The organism is Agrococcus casei LMG 22410 (assembly GCF_900163565.1).
Lineage (GTDB): Bacteria > Actinomycetota > Actinomycetes > Actinomycetales > Microbacteriaceae > Agrococcus > Agrococcus casei.
On sequence record NZ_FUHU01000025.1, the window covers coordinates 33,930 to 51,589 of the forward strand.

At 61.9% G+C, this 17,660-nt stretch carries 17 protein-coding genes; 10 read left to right on the forward strand and 7 right to left on the reverse strand.

The genetic code is table 11. The annotated features are described in order from the left end of the window. The first annotated feature begins 31 nt into the window (after positions 1-31). On the forward strand, positions 32-1,192 hold the full coding sequence (locus CZ674_RS13980; RefSeq protein WP_143244644.1) for a hypothetical protein: 1,161 nt from the start codon (positions 32-34) through the stop codon (positions 1,190-1,192). Here the strand turns inward: CZ674_RS13980 and CZ674_RS04880 are convergent. The 3 genes from CZ674_RS04880 to CZ674_RS04890 form a co-directional block, all read right to left on the reverse strand. Beyond that, on the reverse strand, positions 1,189-1,794 hold the full coding sequence (locus CZ674_RS04880) for a hypothetical protein (RefSeq protein WP_086991414.1): 606 nt from the start codon (positions 1,792-1,794) through the stop codon (positions 1,189-1,191). The genes CZ674_RS13980 and CZ674_RS04880 overlap by 4 nt on opposite strands. Before the next feature lie 74 nt (positions 1,795-1,868). Beyond that, the gene (locus tag CZ674_RS04885) at positions 1,869-2,525 is read right to left on the reverse strand and encodes a hypothetical protein (RefSeq protein ID WP_234988432.1); all 657 of its coding nucleotides are present in this window, start codon (positions 2,523-2,525) and stop codon (positions 1,869-1,871) included. A 115-nt stretch (positions 2,526-2,640) separates the two neighbouring features. After that, complete coding sequence (locus CZ674_RS04890) at positions 2,641-3,096, reverse strand: HD domain-containing protein (protein WP_086991416.1); 456 nt, start codon at positions 3,094-3,096, stop codon at positions 2,641-2,643. 148 nt (positions 3,097-3,244) lie between these two features. Here CZ674_RS04890 and CZ674_RS04895 point away from each other — a divergent pair, with 148 nt between their 5' ends. Both CZ674_RS04895 and CZ674_RS04900 read left to right on the forward strand, forming a co-directional pair. Further along, positions 3,245-4,141 (forward strand): DUF3560 domain-containing protein, encoded by an 897-nt coding sequence (locus tag CZ674_RS04895; protein WP_086991417.1) that lies wholly within the window; start codon positions 3,245-3,247, stop codon positions 4,139-4,141. A 52-nt stretch (positions 4,142-4,193) separates the two neighbouring features. Then, entirely contained in the window at positions 4,194-4,391 is a 198-nt protein-coding gene (locus CZ674_RS04900; RefSeq protein WP_086991418.1) for a hypothetical protein, read from the forward strand. A 10-nt stretch (positions 4,392-4,401) separates the two neighbouring features. Here the strand turns inward: CZ674_RS04900 and CZ674_RS04905 are convergent, their stop codons facing one another. After that, positions 4,402-4,803 carry a hypothetical protein gene (locus CZ674_RS04905; protein WP_086991419.1) on the reverse strand — a complete coding sequence of 134 codons (402 nt, stop codon included), beginning with the start codon at positions 4,801-4,803 and terminating at the stop codon, positions 4,402-4,404. 138 nt (positions 4,804-4,941) lie between these two features. On the opposite strand from CZ674_RS04905, the gene CZ674_RS04910 reads away from it, so the two are divergent. The 5 genes from CZ674_RS04910 (at position 4,942) to CZ674_RS04930 (ending at position 12,468) form a co-directional block, all read left to right on the forward strand. Next, on the forward strand, positions 4,942-5,298 hold the full coding sequence (locus CZ674_RS04910) for a hypothetical protein (RefSeq protein WP_143244646.1): 357 nt from the start codon (positions 4,942-4,944) through the stop codon (positions 5,296-5,298). A 509-nt stretch (positions 5,299-5,807) separates the two neighbouring features. Beyond that, complete coding sequence (locus CZ674_RS04915) at positions 5,808-6,065, forward strand: hypothetical protein (RefSeq protein WP_143244647.1); 258 nt, start codon at positions 5,808-5,810, stop codon at positions 6,063-6,065. A 228-nt stretch (positions 6,066-6,293) separates the two neighbouring features. Continuing rightward, on the forward strand, positions 6,294-11,261 hold the full coding sequence (locus CZ674_RS04920) for a hypothetical protein (protein WP_143244648.1): 4,968 nt from the start codon (positions 6,294-6,296) through the stop codon (positions 11,259-11,261). Between the two features lie 3 nt (positions 11,262-11,264). Continuing rightward, positions 11,265-11,882 carry a MerR family transcriptional regulator gene (locus CZ674_RS04925; RefSeq protein WP_086991423.1) on the forward strand — a complete coding sequence of 206 codons (618 nt, stop codon included), beginning with the start codon at positions 11,265-11,267 and terminating at the stop codon, positions 11,880-11,882. A 43-nt stretch (positions 11,883-11,925) separates the two neighbouring features. Beyond that, positions 11,926-12,468 (forward strand): hypothetical protein, encoded by a 543-nt coding sequence (locus CZ674_RS04930; protein ID WP_086991424.1) that lies wholly within the window; start codon positions 11,926-11,928, stop codon positions 12,466-12,468. 24 nt (positions 12,469-12,492) lie between these two features. On the opposite strand, the gene CZ674_RS04935 is transcribed toward CZ674_RS04930, so the two are convergent. Both CZ674_RS04935 and CZ674_RS04940 read right to left on the reverse strand, forming a co-directional pair. Continuing rightward, on the reverse strand, positions 12,493-13,281 hold the full coding sequence (locus CZ674_RS04935) for a hypothetical protein (protein WP_086991425.1): 789 nt from the start codon (positions 13,279-13,281) through the stop codon (positions 12,493-12,495). Between the two features lie 8 nt (positions 13,282-13,289). After that, positions 13,290-13,805: a helix-turn-helix domain-containing protein gene (locus CZ674_RS04940; protein WP_086991426.1), complete on the reverse strand. Its 516-nt coding sequence runs from the start codon at positions 13,803-13,805 to the stop codon at positions 13,290-13,292. 157 nt (positions 13,806-13,962) lie between these two features. Here CZ674_RS04940 and CZ674_RS04945 point away from each other — a divergent pair, with 157 nt between their 5' ends. Then, the gene (locus CZ674_RS04945) at positions 13,963-14,907 is read left to right on the forward strand and encodes a DNA-processing protein DprA (protein ID WP_086991427.1); all 945 of its coding nucleotides are present in this window, start codon (positions 13,963-13,965) and stop codon (positions 14,905-14,907) included. A gap of 232 nt (positions 14,908-15,139) precedes the next feature. Then, complete coding sequence (locus CZ674_RS04950) at positions 15,140-15,736, forward strand: hypothetical protein (protein WP_086991428.1); 597 nt, start codon at positions 15,140-15,142, stop codon at positions 15,734-15,736. Between the two features lie 145 nt (positions 15,737-15,881). Here the strand turns inward: CZ674_RS04950 and CZ674_RS04955 are convergent, their stop codons facing one another. Continuing rightward, positions 15,882-17,012, reverse strand: a complete 1,131-nt coding sequence (locus CZ674_RS04955) for a hypothetical protein (RefSeq protein ID WP_086991429.1) — start codon at positions 17,010-17,012, stop codon at positions 15,882-15,884. Positions 17,013-17,660 lie beyond the last annotated feature (648 nt).

A 17,660-nucleotide genomic window follows, 5' to 3' on the forward strand; every position in this document is an offset into this window, starting at 1 on the left:
GCAAACGGCACAGAGCGATACTCTTCCAAGCATGGAACGAGGAAGTTCACACTCAGAGCATCGCTTCAAACAAGCGAAAGTGCGCGGCATCGTCACGAACCCACCAGAGGGCTCACCGTTCGAAGTCTGTGTTCACAACCAATCCGACTGGGAGTTGGTATATCGCAACCGAGCACTGCACGTGCAGTGTCTTGTGCCGTCGTGCGAAACAAGGCTAATCGCCAAGAGGATGAGTGGAAGCGGGCTACGCTTCTTCGCTGCCCACAGGGAGTCGTGCTCGCATAACCTCGTCAACATACCTGTTGGACGAGGCGAGATCGATCAGGATCCGGCGACACTTGCCAATGGCGGAGGCCCAGAAGGGCAGGAACACCTCTGGATCAAAGGCAGGCTACACAAGATTGCCACAAGCATCGGTCTCGAAGCAGTAATCGAGGATTCGACCACGCATGCCGACGTATTCCTCCCAGGACCCAACCTTGCCCTGGAGTACCAGCGCTGGGACACCGACTTCTCCGGCAGAACTGCAGCACGCGCAACCACAGGAGGAGCACACACACTCTGGCTGTTTCCCTTTCCGCAACCCGAACAGCGGAAAACGCCACTCAAGCGAGTATTCGACCGCGAAGTCTATGGAAAGGGCGGTCTGTACGTGGCGGTTCGAAACATGAACGACCTCCGAGAGTTGCAACAGCCCTGGCTGCATCCCTCCCAAGAGCGCACCGCGCGCCTATACGCAACCGGCGCCATTGCCCGGTTCGACAAGAAGACTCGACGCCTGGTCTACACCCGCGGATCACTGGCGCGGATCCTCAACGAAATCGTGACCGGCCAACGCACCCTAACACTCACAACGATCTACTCTCACAAATCAAAAAGCATGCAGGACAAACGAGTTTGGGCACTCAAGGCTGATCTGGCTGCAGCAGAAGACGAACGCAAGCGTCGACCGCCAACAGCGCGCCCTATCCCTGCGCCACACACTCGCCCGGTCAGCGTAGAGAACAAACGGCCGATCCCAACGCCGGCGCTCGACCCCACCACAGCCACTGCCGACACCGACACCGAGCTATCCGAGCTATCCGAGCTCACCGCCCCCACGGAGTCTTCCAAACGACAAGCAGCCCCCGCGACACAAACACGGAATGCACACTGGTGGGAGCGACTGATGGAATGGGTCCAGGGCCGCTAGCCTGAAACGGTTCGTTCGGCTGCACGACCTCGCTGCCGGCGACCAACCACCGCGTACTTCACAGCGCCCCGTAGAAGCTTCTGCTCAACCTTTGTCTCGACTTCGACTTTTCCTGACGAGAGCGTGGCCGCAGCTGACGTCGAGAGTGCTTCGGCTGCCCTCTGGCGCTTCTTCGCGTCACGTGAACCGTCATACAGGGCGATCACTCGATACTTCCCACTACCCCTGATCAGTTTCGCCATGCCAGGAGCCTTCGTCGGCCGCGACGAGATCTGCTGCATCGTCAAACCCACCTCAGCGGAGGTACGAACCTGGTCTGGGGATTGCTGCATCTGCAGCTCGTACCCCTGCAGGACATGGCGCTTGCGAGGAGAACGCAGATCATACTTCGGCAGCTGAGGCATCATCGCCGCCGCAGCAGCCGGAGAGATCTCCGAGAACTGTGCACCGCCATCACCGAACAGGTACCCGTTCGAGAGCTCTTGCTCGAGGTGCCACAAACCAGTGGACGCGACATAGCGGAAGAACTGCTCGGCCTCGAGGTCGACCGCGACCAACGCCACGCCTACATGCCAGTCATACGTAACCTTGAAGAACTGCACGATCCACCTCCACTCGCTCGGTCTACACTCCTATTGTAACTCCACTTTTCCTGACACGCTAGAACGTCTTAAGTTTAAGATTTCCTGACCGGCACTCCGCCTACTTCCTCGATTGAGTTCAGCCCTCGAGGTGCCGGGAGGTTTTCATACAAGCTCTTCGACTTGACGCTACTGGCCTGTCGTTCCATCAGTGAACGATTGACATCACGCGCGAGCTCGTAGTGCATGTGGCTCTCTTCCTTGATCAACAAGCCCGCGGACGAATGCAACTGCACCTCGGCCAAAACACCCTCGTTCGTGCGAACGCTCAGGTGCACAGCTTTATACGAATTTCCTGACGCGTACTTGTTGTCAATCTCGGTCACCTTCAGGCCCGCGGCATGCAACCGCTCCACCGTGGAACGCAGCGCGCCGGTGATCGAGTCCTGGTCCGGGGTCTCCACAGTGAAACGCAAGACATCCGAAAGGCGACCAGCCTCTGCCTCCGCGGACGGCTCCACCTGTGTGCGGTCGGCCTCGGTCAGTCGTGCCGAGATCTTCCGCACCAGCGAAGCTGGCGACTTCAAGCGAAACTCCAGTCCAGCAAGCTTGTTCCCAGTGCCTTCCACCGCCTGCTGCATGGCAGTCGTGACCTCAGGCTCGACATCGGCATGCGCCTGCAACACAGCCAGGCCAGCGGCGACGATCTCCTTCCGATCGGCATACTCGCGCCACAGCGCATCAAGATCCATATCCTGCTCAGACCACGCCACATCCGGCACGTTCGGGCACGCCTCAGGCTTCAGCGCCTCAATTGGCAGCGCTTTGAGGTGAGCGGCGTTATTGCACCGCTTTGGCCCTCGCGGATCAGTGCTCGCTCTGCACATCGAGCTGCGCCCGCGCATACGCGTACTTGCCCCGCAACCGCGTGGCTTCATCGACAGACAGCTGCGCCAAACGCAGCGGGTCGGTGTTATCGGCGATGTCGGCCAGCTTCACGACGCGGGCCACTTCGTTGCTCGCCACCCGGTGGTAGTACTCCTCCGGCAGCTCACCGGCACGACGCGTCACCGCACCGACCGCTGCAGCAACACCAGCGCCGAACTGCTGCTCAATCTCCTCGAGCGTGCAACCAGTGTCCTCAACGACATCGTGCAGCCAGGCCACGGCAACCGCTGGGTCCCTCTCGCCCCGCTGCGCAGCCACAGCTGCGGCGACCCTGGCCGGATGAGCAATATACGGGCGGCCGGCCTTGTCGACCTGACCAGCATGGGCTCGTTCACTGAGCGCGCGTGCCCTCGCCACCATCGAACCTGCAACCATCAGCTTCCTTCCTCCTCTTTGAGGCTACCCAGAACCGCTGACAACTTGTCGCCGACGTGCACACCAAGACCAAGCACCAACGCGGTGGACTTCGCCTCACCATTCCTGTATCTTTATACATGTCAGATCGATTCTAGTTGGAGGATTCATGTCCACGCTCGCCATCACACACACATCCGAAGAAGGCACGCTTATCGCCGGCACCAGCCGCGGAGACGGCACCGCCGAGATCCTGAAGAGCAACCGCTGGCGCTGGGGAAGGAGCATCAGCTCCTGGTACATCCCACGCAGTCGCGATCAGTACCCAAAAACGCACATCATCGACACCACGGTCGAGGCACTGCAACAGGCCGGCTTCACGGTGACTGTCGAGCTCGATACCACACCGCGATCGACCGCAGACGTCGAACAGGACCGACTCGAGCGGGCTGAGACGCGAGCCCAGCATCTTGCAGGCAAGAGCGAACAGCTGCACGCGCGGGCCGAGCAGCTCCACGCACAGGCACAGGAAGCCTCCAGCCACATCCCATTCGGCCAGCCCATCCTCGTCGGACACCACAGCGAAGGCCGCGACCGCCGAACTCGCGCCCGCATCAGCGGAACCTACGACAAGGCGTTCGCCACCTTCGACGAAGCGAAAGCGGCCGACGAAGCCGCGAAGCGCGCCACCAACGAAACGACCCCCGATAGCGCCCCTGCCATCAGCCGCCGGCTCCACCGCCTCTCCGAGTCGCTGCGCGCCTGGGAGACGAACTACGCTGGCGAGCGCGCAACACCGCGCAGCACCGCAGAGATCGCACGCCTACGCGACCGTATCCAGTACTGGACCCAGCAGCGCCAGCACCTCATCGACACCGGGCAAGCCGTCGACTACAACCGCAAGAACATCGCCCCCGATGACCTCGTCAGCACCGGCCACCGATCCTGGTACTACGTCGTGCGCGCCAACAAGACCACCGTGACGGTAAAGAATGGACTCGGCACACACCGCATTCGGTACGACCAGATCACCGACCACAAGCGCAAAGCCGAAACATCTAGCTAATATTTCTGCTAGACCCTTCTTGCTCATTGCAGCAACACCGAAAGGCGGCGACATGGACATCGAAGACAGCCTCAGCGACTTCCTGATCCCGCCGACGGTGTGCGGGGAGTGTGGCACCTTCATCGAAGGTGCCACCTGCCACCGCTGCGAACCCGACAAGACCCCAGCCGCCCCTGTCCGAGTCGACACCTGGCACGAACTCAACGCGATCGACATCCCCGACCTGCACAGCGGCTCAACGACCGACTGAGCCTTCCCGCTCAACGCTGGTTGCGGCGATGCTGCGCACGCAACCGACGTATCAACTCAGCCCGCACCACCTGATGCCGAGCAACCTGCTCGCCATCATCCCCATGCCCCCGCAGCTCGGTCTCCCACTCCTGGATCTCCGACCACGGCATCTCCGGCAACTCGTCCTCCAACACCACAGGCACTGTCTCCGACCGGACCACGAGCTCCAGCCGCGCCTGACCCGCAGCCGATAGCGTGCTCCGCTCCAACATGCCGTCGCAGAACTTCGCGACGAAGCGAGCCACCGCCAGCAGCACCGGCTCGGTCATCACCTGCTCATCCTGCAACACACCCGTCGTTGGGTTCACCCTTCCAATCACCAGGAGAGGCCGGCCCGCCATGTCCTGCTGCTCCACAATCGCGTACTTCATGACCCTTTTCCTTTCATCACGCAGCGCCTTGCCACGATTCCCTGCGCCTTGACGCGCAGGTCGAGCAAGTATCGGCCACGCCTCCACGGGATGGCAGAAAACTTCCATTCGATGGAAGCGTGCGGCACACTCGGCGTCATGAACAACACAGAGAACAACACCGAGGAGCTCGACGAGGCACTGATCAGATCCAAGAGAATCGCCGAAGCGATCGGCCAATGGATCTTCACTGCACGGGAAAACGACCCCACCATGAAGAGCAAGGACCTGGCCGAGCTCGCCGACATCTCCGAAACAACGCTCAGGAACCTCGAACGAGGAGTCGGCTCGACAAACCTCCTCACAGCGTTCACAGTGCTCGCCCTCCTCGACTCCGAGGAGTTCCAGGAGCTGGAAGAGATAGCGCAGCCCACCCAGGGGTTGCAACGAGGCGAGCTGCGCTACCCAAAGCATGGCGGCGGCGCCAAGCCCGCATCGGCAAAAAAAGGCGCATGACCTCACATATGTAAAGATTCGATCTGCGGATTGTATAAAGATGTTGATTGCGGGTGCTCAAAAGTGGCAACAACAGACTGTGACACCCAAGGCAGGTGTCACAGCAAAACCGAAAATCCTGCCCACCAAACCCTCACACCCCTTGCAAACACAGGGGAGTAGGCACCTGAAGGAGCATGTCGTGGCAAAAGTGCTGTGACACCCCCAGGTGTCACAGCACTTCCCTTACAAACACTGGGCAGTCGGCCCTCTGTGACACCGTGACACCTAAATACGCAACATCTACGCGTATGCACACGTGCGCGAGAGGTGTCACAGCTGGAGAAGTGCGCCCCAAAACTTCTTCTCGATCGATTTGTCCCAAAACCGACCCCGCAGGGGTACTGACACAGATATGAAGACCTTCGCTGCACAAACTGAGGACGAGCCGACGAACGGCGTCGGCAACGAGCTCAACTTTCTGCGTGTCGCTGCCAGATTCAGATTCAGGCCTGCTCTACCTTGGAGCTATGTCAAAGAAACCAGGGCGTCAGGCCAAGGGCGCACGTCACCCTCAGACGGTGCGATTCCCTGTGGACATGTACGACTCAATCAAGGAAGCCGCACTCGCAGAGGGCTTGGACATCGGCACCTGGGTCATCAAGAGACTCGGCGAGGTCGAAGGACTCGACCTGCCCGCCTGGGTGATGGACGACGTCGCCAAAGCAAGATCTCGACAAGCCACAGATGGACGAGGAGACGAGGAGCTCGACTTGATGGTGTCGTAGAAAACGATCAAAGCTCCTCGAGCGCCAACTCGAAGAGCTTTGAAGTGCCAGTAGTTCTGGCTGAAGTGTTTAGTTCATCTGCTGCCGAGCAGTTGCCAAATCGGGATTCCGTGAAGGTCTCCCTACACGTACCTACGAAAGGACACTCCTAATGCTAGCGCATAGCCTGACTCAGGCTCTCGCATTCATGCGAGTGTCGCCGTGGCGTTCGCGAAAGGCCTCGGAGAAATGACCCTCGCCAGTTCGCTCTCTGCGCGTCCTCGATCCTTTGATGTGATCGTGGATGCGCTTGCTGCGCGCGGTCCGGTGAAGAAGCTGCGTGAGCACGATGTGATGGCGCTGTGCCCGGTCCATGACGACCGCACGCCCTCTCTGCACGTCACGTACAAGCCGCACGAAGAGAAGACGCTCGTACACTGCCAGGCCTGCAAGAACACCATCAGCGCAGCGGATGTGATGGACGCGCTCGGTCTGACCGTGGACACCATGTTCGACAAGCCGCTGGAGCGCACCGACCGTACCGACTGGAAGACGCAACGGCCCGCAAAGACGCGGACCAAGAAGACTCCTCGAGCGAAGCTGCCCGAGCGGTTGGTATCCAAGGTCGAAGCCGAGCCCGAGATCCCTAAGAACGCTTGGCAGGAAGTCACCCGGTACGAGTACACCGACGACTCCGGCACTGTGGTGCAGCAGGTGATCCGCCTCGAGGCTGTAATCGATGGGGAGCGGCGCAAGCGGTTCGTGCAGTCGTTCGTATCCCCGGCGACAGGACGGCCCGTGCGCACCAAGCCCAAGGGATTCACGCCTGTGCTGTACAACCAGCCGGCAGTGAAGAGCGCGATCGCGGCAGGGCAGCCGGTTTGGATCGTCGAGGGCGAGAAGGACGCCGATTCGGCAGAGGCCGCCGGCCTGGTTGCGACGACGAACGCGCAGGGTGCCGGCTCCTGGCCGGAGCACCTGACCGAGGTCTTCGCCGGCGCCGACGTCCGCGTCGTCGTCGACCGCGACGCTTCAGGCGCGAAGTGGGCACTGTCGATCCACGACCAGCTCCAGGCACTCGAGCCTGCCGCGCAGGTGGCGCTGCTGTTGCCGGCAGTCGAGGATGCCAAGGCTGACCTGACCGATCACCTCGATGCCGGCATGGGCGCCGACGACCTGGTGCCCGTGACTGCCGAGGATCTCCGAGCCGCGATCGCGGTGGGAGCGGCAGAGGTAGCGGGTGCGCAGCTTGCCGATGCTGCAGCTGAGGCGGAGGCGCAGCTCGAGCAGCAGCACGTCGAGCAGGCGAACTTGTGGGCAGGGGAGACGCAGCGGCTGTGGGAGAAGGTGCAGGCCGCGCAGCAGGAGATCTTGCAGCTGCAACTCTCTTCGGCCGGCCAGCAGACGGCTGCTGCAGCCGTGGCGCTGGCAACGACAGCCCTGAAGGCCAGAAATGCTGCCCATGTCGCCGTGGGGCTGCCCGCGATCGAGGAGCACCTCGAGGAACCAGCCGCTGTGCCGGCAAAGGAGCTCATCGGCAGCGACGGCGGCTTCGATGGCTCCGGAGGCGATGACTTCGACGGCAGCTGGGGCGACGACGACGACGTCGAGAACACCGCCCCGGTCTACCGAGTGCGGAAGGGCGAAACCGTCCGCGTGACGCGATCCAACGACAAGACCGTCTACCAAACCGTGATCCGCGGCTGGGCCCACGTGATCGAGGAGCGCACGATCGACGACGGCCAGGACAGCGAACTGGCGCGCCCCCGCGACTCCTACGTGATCCGCTGGTTCCGGTGGAAGCGCGACGACCGCGGCCGTCCCATCGTCAACAGCCACGGCAACCACGAGCTCGAGCAGTCGACGATGACGATCGATGCGGAAATGGTGCAGAAGAAGACCTGGACCCAGTCGCTGCCATGGTCGGGCATGCTCGTCAGCTCCAAGCCCTCCGCGATTGCCCAGGCATGGGATGCGATCTTCAACGCCAGGCCCGTCTCCTCGGACACCGCTAAGACGGTCTACGTCGCCCCAGGGTGGCGCGAGCACGATCTCGGACGATTCTTCGTGCACCGCTCCGGCGCGATCGGTCCCAACGGCCGCCTAGACGTGCCTGTGCGCTTCACACCCTCTGGCCCGTTCTCCGTCTACGACCTGCCCGACCCCGTCGATGACGCGAAGGTGCTGCGCCAGGCGTGGCTCGCGGGGACCGTGCCGCTGCAGCAGCACCTGCCCGCGAAGGTGCTCGCGCCGCTGCTGGGCACGGTGTGGCACTCGCCGTTCGGCAAGAGCGCCCTCGCCACGCACCTCATGGGTGCGCGAGCTGCTGCGAAGACTGGAACCGCCGGCCTCGTCTGCCAGTACTTCGCACCCCTGGCGCACTTCCACGGACGCCGCAAAGCCATGCTCTCCGGCTCCGACTCAGGATCCACCTTCCACGGCCTCATGCAGGTCAGCAGCATGTTCGGCAACGTGCCCGCAATCATCGACGACTTCGCCCCCGACGGCGTCCCCGAGAAGATCCGCAAGAAGCTCGGCGACTTCGCCCGCGCCTTCGAAGCCGGCGAGGCCGGCGGCCGCCTGCGCATGAAGCGCGAAGGCGGATTCTCACAGAACGAGAACGGCAGCATCGAGTTCTCACCCATCACCACCGGCGAGCTCTCCGCAGACGGATCGAACCTCTCACGCCTGCTGGTCATCCCACTCAACCCCGGAGACATCGACAACATCGGAGATCTCTACCCGAAGCTGGAAACCAAGCAGGCACGTGACGCACGAGCCCAGCTCGGCGCCAACCTGATCATGTACCTCGCCCGCCACTGGGACGCGCTGCAGGAAGAAGCAGACCCCGAGAACCCAGCACAGCAGGCCATGCGCACCGAGTGGCTGCAGCGCCTCGAGCTGCTGAACACCGACAGCGGCGCCATCGGCCGCTATATGAACGACGCAGTGAAGCGGCACTTCGGCATCCGACTCATGCTGCGCATGCTCGTCGGTGCCGGCGCCATCAGCCGTGACGAAGCAACCAAGTTCGAGGCCTGGTTTATCGAGGGCCTCACCGAGGCATACGGGCAGCAGGAATCCACCGGCGGCGACCCGGCCGCGAACTTCCTGCAGTACCTGCGTGAAGCGCTCCTCAATGGCCGCGCCTACATCTCCGACCGTGACGGCCAAGCACCAGAGTTCGCACAAGGAGCCCTCGGCTGGCGACTGCGCGGCACGTTCGAAGGGCACGACAACTGGGAGCAGCAGGCCCGCACCCGTATCGGTGTCATCGAGGGAGAGCGCCTGTATCTGTTCCCGACCACAGCGTTCGACGTTGCCAGCGAAGCCGCCAACCGTGCCGGCGAGACGCTGTCGGAGACGACGACCAGCGTCGGGTCCAGCCTGGTCGCCCACGGCTGGACCGAGCGCGATGGCGGCAAGTCCACCAGCCGTCGCCGCATCGGCGGCGTCCAGCAGCGCGTGTGGGACCTCCACATCGACGTGCTCATCGGCGACGAGCCCGGCCAGCCCAAGGACACAGGCACCATCGAACCGACACCCACACCTCCCACACCGCCGGCAGCCCCGGTCGACGAGGATCCATTCACCACACCCGACAGCCCCGACACAGACACCCCGGCGCAGCTCGAGTTCGAAGAGCGCATCCAGCGCGCCCCCGACGTCGACGAGCAGCCAGCCGCCCGAACCAACACAGCTGCGGCTCCGGCGCCCGCTGCCACGGTCGCTGGTGCCAGCCAAGCGCCTGCCGAGCCGCCGGCCAGGCCGCGACGCGACCACGAATACCGGGCAGCAGTCGCCGTCCTCGATACTCGCGGTCTGTGGCTGCCCAACGGCACCTGCGTCGACGTTCCCGCCATGGAACACTTCGGCACCATCGCCAAGCTCGCCCAGGATCTCAACCTCGGCGCCCGCAGCGGCTCCTGGAAGTCGGAAACCCCGACGATCTTCATCACCGACGACGCAGCCCTACGCCTCAACATTCCTGTCGACCAGCTCCCCAAGCTCGCCCGGAAGCAAGACGAGTTCCTGAAGGCCGAAACCGAGAACCACTGGACGCTGAAGAATGCACTGCGCGACGGATGGGAGTTCCGCACCGACGAGCCATGGATCCACGCCACGACCCGCATCTGGGCCAAGGGAGCCAAGCACTACGGCGTGAAACTCGCCCTCATCGCGCTGCGCCGCGACGACACCGACGGAATCTTCGCTGACAACCCTTCCCCGGCGACCGTCGCAGCCAGGTTCCAAAAGCTCGCCGACCGAAACGTGCCCTTCGCGGTCTCCGCGAAAACGACCGGCTTCCAGCTGATGGAAGCGACCGTGCACGTCAAGGACCGAGATCTGCGCGAATCGTTCATGACCGCCACGACCGATCCCGTGCTGCCCGCCACCGTGCCGGCCCTCGAGGACGACTTCAACTGGACCCGCAAGCCCACCGACGATGAAACCCGCCACGAGCTCGTCCACGCCTACGATCGCAACGGCTCCTACCTTGCCGGCGTCTCCGGCACATACTTCGGACTGGGGGAGCCGACCCACTTCGCGAGTGGCCACGAGTTCGTCAAGAACAAGCAGGGCTACTACCGCGTGCAGCTGCCCCAGCGCGAGGACCTCGACCCACGCATGCCCAGTCCATTCGGACACCACAACGACGAACGCCTCGGCCGCGACGCCTGGGTCAGCGCACCCACACTCGAGATCGCCAACGAGATCGGCCTCGACCTCATCGTCCACGAGGCCTACATCTGGGAAACCTCACACCGCAGCCTCGACTCCTGGGCCAAGTACATCGATACCGCCCGCACCGAGCTCGACACCCCCGACGTCGACGACCAGGCCGCGCGCAGCATCATCAAGTCCATCTACGTTCGCGCCATCGGGTCGATCGGCTCCGTCGACTACCACTCCGGTCGACGAGGATTCGCCCCCGAGAGACGCCACGCCATCCAGGCCAGAGCACGAGCAAACATGATCCGCCGCATCGTCAAGATCGGCAACGCCACCAACACCTGGCCCATCGCCGTGCACAAAGACACGCTGCTGTACACCAGCAACAACAGCGATGCCCTGGCCGCATGGCCCGGCACCATCGACGACCTCGGCAAAGGACTCGGCAAGTACAAGCACGAAGGCGTCGCCCCGATGGCAGAGCAGCTGCCCTACTTCCACGGCGGCACCTACGACGGCAAGTTCGGAATCGAGAAGGACTAACCCGTGAGCATCTACGACGATGACGACGACATCCAACAGGAGTCGAGCGAACGCAACAGGATACTGTTCGAACAATTCACCGATCGAGCAGCCCCACATCCCGACCGAACTGGCACAGACAACGTGCGCGACATGCTCTCCTACAAGTTCAGCCACACCTACCGAGGCAAAGAAGCCGTCGATACCCGAAAGGCCGCGCAATGGTTCGGAGTGTCGCAGCGAACCGTACAGCGATGGGTCAAGAACGGTCGCATGCCCGAAGGCACGAACCACAAACGCCTTCGCCGATCTGTAAAACGCACCCTCACCAAAGAGGGCCGCAAAGCCGCTGTGAAGCGCTCTCCCAAGCGCAACGCCCCCTACGCGAACACCGGCGCAACAATCAAGGTGCACGGCTACCAAGGACCCCCTGAGGGCCCTGGCGGCAGCTACAAGCGCTCACGCACCACATCGGTGCCGCTCAGCGGCGAGGAATACCAGCAGCTCTTCGACGCCTTCGCAGAAAATGGCGAATCGGGTGTCCAAGCGTTCCTCCGACCGCACTTCGCCCGCCGCTACACCAACGGCTGGAACTTCGACACGATCGACGATCTCTCCTTCGGGGATCCGTCACCGTACTAACCAGGCGCCTCGAGTGTCACTGGTCGCAGAGAGGATACCGACCATGAGCAACACACCCACAGCAAGGGAACGGCAGCTGCACGTTGCCCACCAGGTCCGCCTCTACCAACGGCAGCCAAGCGCTGCCGAACACGAGCGCCTGCTGCCACTCATCGGTGAAGTGTACGGTCCTCTCGCGGCCGAGTTCTTCGACGAGGAGGACTGCCTGCCACTCCACGACCGCACAGGCCCAGGTAGCTACCCCTGGCCCATGCGCCAGGAAGAAACAGTCACATACGGTGTCAGCGTGCTGATGTGCGCACTCCTTTCGGTGCTCATCGTCAGCTTGGGACTGGCCATCATCATTCCCTTCATTCCCGCTCTGCTCATCGGTATCGCGGCAGGCTTCGCCGTATGGTTTGCTGCTTCACCCATCATCGGCCGGTTCTTTCCACCGAAGGATCTGCCCGAACGTCAGCGACTCGTGCGAGCATTCGCACAGGCTCAGGAACGGCATCAGCGCGCAGCCGAAGCGGAGGCCGCACGTGCCCGCCAGACTCGTCAGTTTCGGCGCATCGTCGAAGACCGTGACCTAGAGCACGAGTAACGCTGCTGGACTACTAGCCACCGCTTAGCGGCCCACCATCACCACAGCTGGGTCCAGCTCGAGCTGTCTCGCCCGAGCAGCTCGCCGGTCATGGTTGCGCAGCACCCGCTTCTCCGCAGCCGTCAACGACGACGACGATCTGGCAAGTTCGCCGATCGTTCCACGACCAGCTCGAGGGACGCGATAGAACCGCATCCATGGCAGCCTCGGCGTACGAGCCTCGCTCAGCCACGCCTGCGTTGCTCCTCGATCGAGGATCCCCTCGCGCAACTGCACACGATAGGGCAGCAACTCCTCGAGCAGCTGCAACCTCGCAACCTGAGCATGGTACTTCGACGGGAACACCCACTCAGCTCGCACCACCCGCGCATAGTTCGCCGATCTCGCCAGCCCCTGCAGCTGGTGCTTCCTGGCCTTCGCCGACGACTCTGCAACAGACACCCTCGGCACAATCACCCCATACGCATCGTGCCGAAACAGCACCAAGCGATGAGGAACGAGCCACGACCGTGCCGCCCACATCGGCACACCAGCGCCAGCGTCCAGCGCATCCAGGCTCTTCGCAACACGCTGCGCATCCTCGAGCTCCTTGCGCTCCTGCGCCAGCAGCTCCGTCGACGGCCGCACCAATACGGCAACATCCGACTCACGCTTCTTCGGGATCCCGTCCCGGATCCAGCGCCGCACCGTGCCGGCACTCACGCCCAGCTCACGCGCGATCGCCGAGGTACGCGGATTCCCCAATTGCTCACCCATGCTCAGCATGAACAGCCGTCGCAAACGATCGCCGCGAAGAACGTGACCAGCAGCCATGATCAGTCCTACTGATTCACAAAGCGGGTCAACAACTCATTCGGAATCCTGCCACGCCCCTCCAGACGCTCAAGCTGAAACCGCGCATACTGCAGCACATCTTCTCGATCGAACTGCTGCGGACTGTAGGGGCGCCCGGTATCAGCGTTCACTGCCGGCTTCGGGAACACATCCCGGTCGTAGTCGTACTTGTACGTTCGCAGCGACGACGCAGACACACCAATCAACTGCGCGAGATCATCGAAGGTAAAGAGCTCCTTGCCTGGCACCAGCAACTCCTCCTCGCTCGAGCTGTACTGCGGCCGGCCCCGGCTTCGATCCTTCAACCAGGTTCGAACATCCTCCCCGTCGAAGATTCCAGAACGAACCTCCGCGATCTTCTTCGGGAACGAAGAGTCCTTGTACCGGTACTGATGCAGCGTCTGCACCTTCACACCCAATAGCTCTGCGATGTCTCGATACGTCATCCGCTCCGGCAGATCCCCAGGCTGCAGATCGCCGAGATCCTTGCTCCACTGAACCACGATCCAGCCTCCTTAAAACACTCTGACAAGTTCCAAACAGCCTATTCCTTTATAGAGGCCAGATCAATACACAACAGGAAGGCAATGCTTGAAACTACCGGCCCAACTATGCTAGTTTATAGATGTCAGATCGATTCGTTTCTATTGGAGGAACACCATGACACTTGCAGCAACCAGCACAACACAGTGCCACTCCGCCCATGCCCGCGCCCTCACCACTTGGCTGAGCATCACCGAACCCGGAGACATGCTCGCCGGGCACCTGCGCGAAGAGCTCGGCGCCGAACGCACGATCGACATGATCGCCGAGCACGTCCCAGTCTCCGCATGGGAAACAGCACTCGGCTACCAGCCCGAACAGCTACAGAACAGCCTCGAGTACTGGCAACACAAGTACGACTACGACCACGTATCCAGGATCATCGACCAGTCGCAATCCCTGGGCTTCGAGTTGATCTTCCCCGGACATCCTCACTGGCCGTCAAGCCTCAATGACCTCGGCCCAGCAACACCCGCAGGACTCTGGGCACGAGGAGACGCCTCGATACTGGAATCGCTCCAGCACTCGGCCACTATCGCCGGAGCACGCGCTGCGTCCAGCTACGGCACCGAGACCACAGCAGAGATCGTGAAGGCTCTCGCCAACGACTCCGCCGCGATCGTCACCGGCGGATCCTTCGGCATCGAGGCACAAGCAATCCGTACAGCCATCTGCACTCGAGCAAACACCGTAACGATCAGCGCAGGCGGCCTCGATCGCTCGTACCCCGCAGCGCACGAAGGCCTCTACGAGAATGCCGCTGAACATGGCGTAATCCTCTCCGAAAGCCCAGTCGGAACCACTCCCCACCGCTGGCGCTTCCTGCAGCGCAATCGGCTCCTGGCAGCACTCAGCACCGGAACAATCATCCCCGAGGCCGGCCAACGCAGCGGAGCGATCAATACAGCTGCCCATGCCAGCATCCTCGGGCGTGCCCTCGGCGCAGTTCCCGGCCCCATCACCTCCGCCACCTCGAGCGGCTGCCATCGCATCATCACCGAGTATTCGGCAACACTTATCGCCGAACCTAAGGAAGCGGTCGCTCTCATCCAGAAGAACTGATCGAGGTCGCATCAGTCCCCCTGGGACTGATGCGACTCCTGCAGACGCTTCACACGTGACCCAGACTGGACGATGAATGGACCATTGGATCCTTGGCTGCTGCAGTGATGCACCTCATTCGATCACCGTGGTTCGTCTAAGCAGGAACGACCAGAGTCCTTCCAGCCCGCCCCGGCTAGCCTGTAGCAATCAAATGTCCAACCAGTTGCCACACAAATGCACAGGAGGCCCCATGCGCCGTTCCGCCCTCAAATCGTTCACCATCCTCGCGGCAGCCTCGATGCTCGTGGCTCTCTCCGCATGCTCCGGAGGAGGTGACCCGGACGCATCAACACCAGCCGACGACTCCGCACCGCAGGAGATCTCCCCCGAACAGTGGATGACGGACAACTGCACACAGGTAGTTGCAGAGGTAGACGCCTCCTCTACGTCCAGTGAGAACGCGCCTGCATTCGCGCTCCTCGCTGGTCCCGCATCGGCTCCGCAGATGACTAGCCACGACGAACAGATTCGTGTCTACACCTACGATGAGACCGCTGACGAGATGACGCCTGTTCGAGTTGCCGAGCCCGGCGAACAGTTCTGCTTTGACTCAACCCTGGAGACAATGGATGCCGAGTACGCGCAAGTGTTCTCCTCAGAGTTCCCCGAAGGTGCTTGGGTTGATTCCGTTCCTAAGGCAATAGCGCTTGACGAGTCAGGTCAGCAGATCGACAGCCAAGACGGAGTTAAGGAAGAGTACCGCTGGACAACTGAGGCAGTAGATCCCGATGCCCTCTCAGAAGCAACTGAGACGGTGGAGTATTGCGAAGTCATGGTGTGCGTCTGACCACCATCTAGAACACAGCGAGAGCCGGAACCAACTCTAAAGGTTCCGGCCCTTCGTCACATCAGGCCGAAGAGCAGAGGGGCCGCGACTAATTCACTACCCGCCACGAGCACCGCTGAAACCAAGCGGGTAGGCACTCGGACCGTCAGAATAGGGCCGCTCCAGGCTCGCCCAGTTCCTCTTCTCCAACAAGCTCCCGAACCCGTGCAAGCACCGCAGACCCGTGCATTGCTCCCACATCACCCAGCACGAGCGCGTGCATAACTGCGATGGCACGCGATTGATCATCCAGTCCAGCCATACTGAGGCGTCGATCCAAACTTGCCGCAATCGACGCAGTCCTCGCCACCTCTGCAGTGTCTGCGGACTCAGCGACCGTGTAAAGCGCGGACAGCACTTCTAAGGGCTGCCACAGCTCGCGATTCTCATCAAACCAAGCAAAGTCACGACCCCAAGTCGGTGTCGGCACCTGCTCGAGCTGGATGTTTAGGAGCTCAAGCATCTCGTCAATCGACGTCGACGCAGGGTCGACTCCGAGAACCTTGCGTAGCAACAGGCTCGACACCTGCCCCAACGGCACACGGAGATCCAGCTGGAACGGTTCGAGGTAGCGATCGTGCTCTAAAGCCGCATCGATACCTCGAGTAATCGCATTGATCACTGTCTGTGTGCTTGTCGCAGGTCGCTGCCGATACTGCTGCTTGGCATGCGTGCCAGCGCGAACTGACGACCACACCACCGAATACAACCTCCCCAGGCTGAGCGGCCCGATCCTCGAGGAAACCGACGTCGAGAAGTACGACCACTGCTCCTGCGTCGGCGAAGGCAGGGACACTTCACTCAGTTTGAACTCCAAGTACCGATGCACCTCACCCAAGATCACTCGCACAATCAGCTCAGGCAGCTGCTCGATGTATCGCCGAGGCAAGCTCTGCAGCTCCACAGACGGCAACTCATCGAGCCACACGTCGACCCGCTCGTGAATTTGCCCGCGCCCGGGGACCTGAAACGCCGCCCGAAGCGGACTGAACGTTGCAGGGAAGTCACTGCTCCCATCAGCCCAATCCAGCGATTCAAGAGGAGTGTCGGGGGAGATCCTCAACAGGTCCGCTGCAAGAAGAGCCTGCAATACCCCGAGTGAACCTTCAACGCCCGCAGCTAACGGCGTACTCACCGCATCGAACGGACCTACACCAAGCTCTGATCTCTGCCGGAGCACCACACTTAACTGCAACAGCTCCTCAGCGGAAGAGGGGTACTTCGTCCATTCGTCCAACCCACAGCGTTCCCGAACTACCGCACGTCGCCGCAGTTCCAGCTCTGCTCGAGCAGATTCCTCCTCCTGGTGCCGGCTGAGCGCTTGGGCCTTTGCTCGCGCCCTCCACGAATGCGGATACCGTGCCCGCTCAAGCTGACCAGCTAGCAAGTCAGAGCAGCGCAAGCACTTATCAAACCGGAACGAGTGCGCCGGGGGATTCTCGAGATACGAAGGGGCTGTCCGGAGAAAACTATCAAGCCCTGATCTGCTCACTGGCCTGTATGGAACAGCCCCGCAGGCAAAGCACGCAAAGCCATGCACCTCGAGGGATCCTCCCGCAGCAGCCACTACTGATGCGTGAGCTCCCCCGAACTCAGGCACGAGAAGCTCCGAAACCTTCCATCTCCACTCGGGAAGCTCAGAAGCATTGACAGAATCGAATGCCCAATACAAAGCCGCAAACGCCGCAAATTCAGCCGGCGCAGCATCATCCTTCTCAAAACGAAATTCAACCTGTCGATCGCGCTGCCTCATAGATTCAACGTATCCCTACAGCGGCCGCGCAGCGGTCCGCCGAGGCAGCGGCTTGCCGCTGCGCGACGCTAGGCGCAGCGCGCCTAGCCCTGCACCAGGAGGAGGAATCTGCTCGAGCAGAGCTGGAACTGC

Coding starts and splice junctions, on each gene's coding strand:
- CZ674_RS13980 (WP_143244644.1), top strand. CDS start 32: ATGGAACGAGGAAGTTCACACTCAGAGCATCGCTTCAAACAAGCGAAA.
- CZ674_RS04885 (WP_234988432.1), bottom strand. CDS start 2,525: ATGGATCTTGATGCGCTGTGGCGCGAGTATGCCGATCGGAAGGAGATC.
- CZ674_RS04890 (WP_086991416.1), bottom strand. CDS start 3,096: ATGGTTGCAGGTTCGATGGTGGCGAGGGCACGCGCGCTCAGTGAACGA.
- CZ674_RS04895 (WP_086991417.1), top strand. CDS start 3,245: ATGTCCACGCTCGCCATCACACACACATCCGAAGAAGGCACGCTTATC.
- CZ674_RS04900 (WP_086991418.1), top strand. CDS start 4,194: ATGGACATCGAAGACAGCCTCAGCGACTTCCTGATCCCGCCGACGGTG.
- CZ674_RS04905 (WP_086991419.1), bottom strand. CDS start 4,803: ATGAAGTACGCGATTGTGGAGCAGCAGGACATGGCGGGCCGGCCTCTC.
- CZ674_RS04910 (WP_143244646.1), top strand. CDS start 4,942: ATGAACAACACAGAGAACAACACCGAGGAGCTCGACGAGGCACTGATC.
- CZ674_RS04915 (WP_143244647.1), top strand. CDS start 5,808: ATGTCAAAGAAACCAGGGCGTCAGGCCAAGGGCGCACGTCACCCTCAG.
- CZ674_RS04920 (WP_143244648.1), top strand. CDS start 6,294: ATGACCCTCGCCAGTTCGCTCTCTGCGCGTCCTCGATCCTTTGATGTG.
- CZ674_RS04930 (WP_086991424.1), top strand. CDS start 11,926: ATGAGCAACACACCCACAGCAAGGGAACGGCAGCTGCACGTTGCCCAC.
- CZ674_RS04935 (WP_086991425.1), bottom strand. CDS start 13,281: ATGGCTGCTGGTCACGTTCTTCGCGGCGATCGTTTGCGACGGCTGTTC.
- CZ674_RS04945 (WP_086991427.1), top strand. CDS start 13,963: ATGACACTTGCAGCAACCAGCACAACACAGTGCCACTCCGCCCATGCC.
- CZ674_RS04950 (WP_086991428.1), top strand. CDS start 15,140: ATGCGCCGTTCCGCCCTCAAATCGTTCACCATCCTCGCGGCAGCCTCG.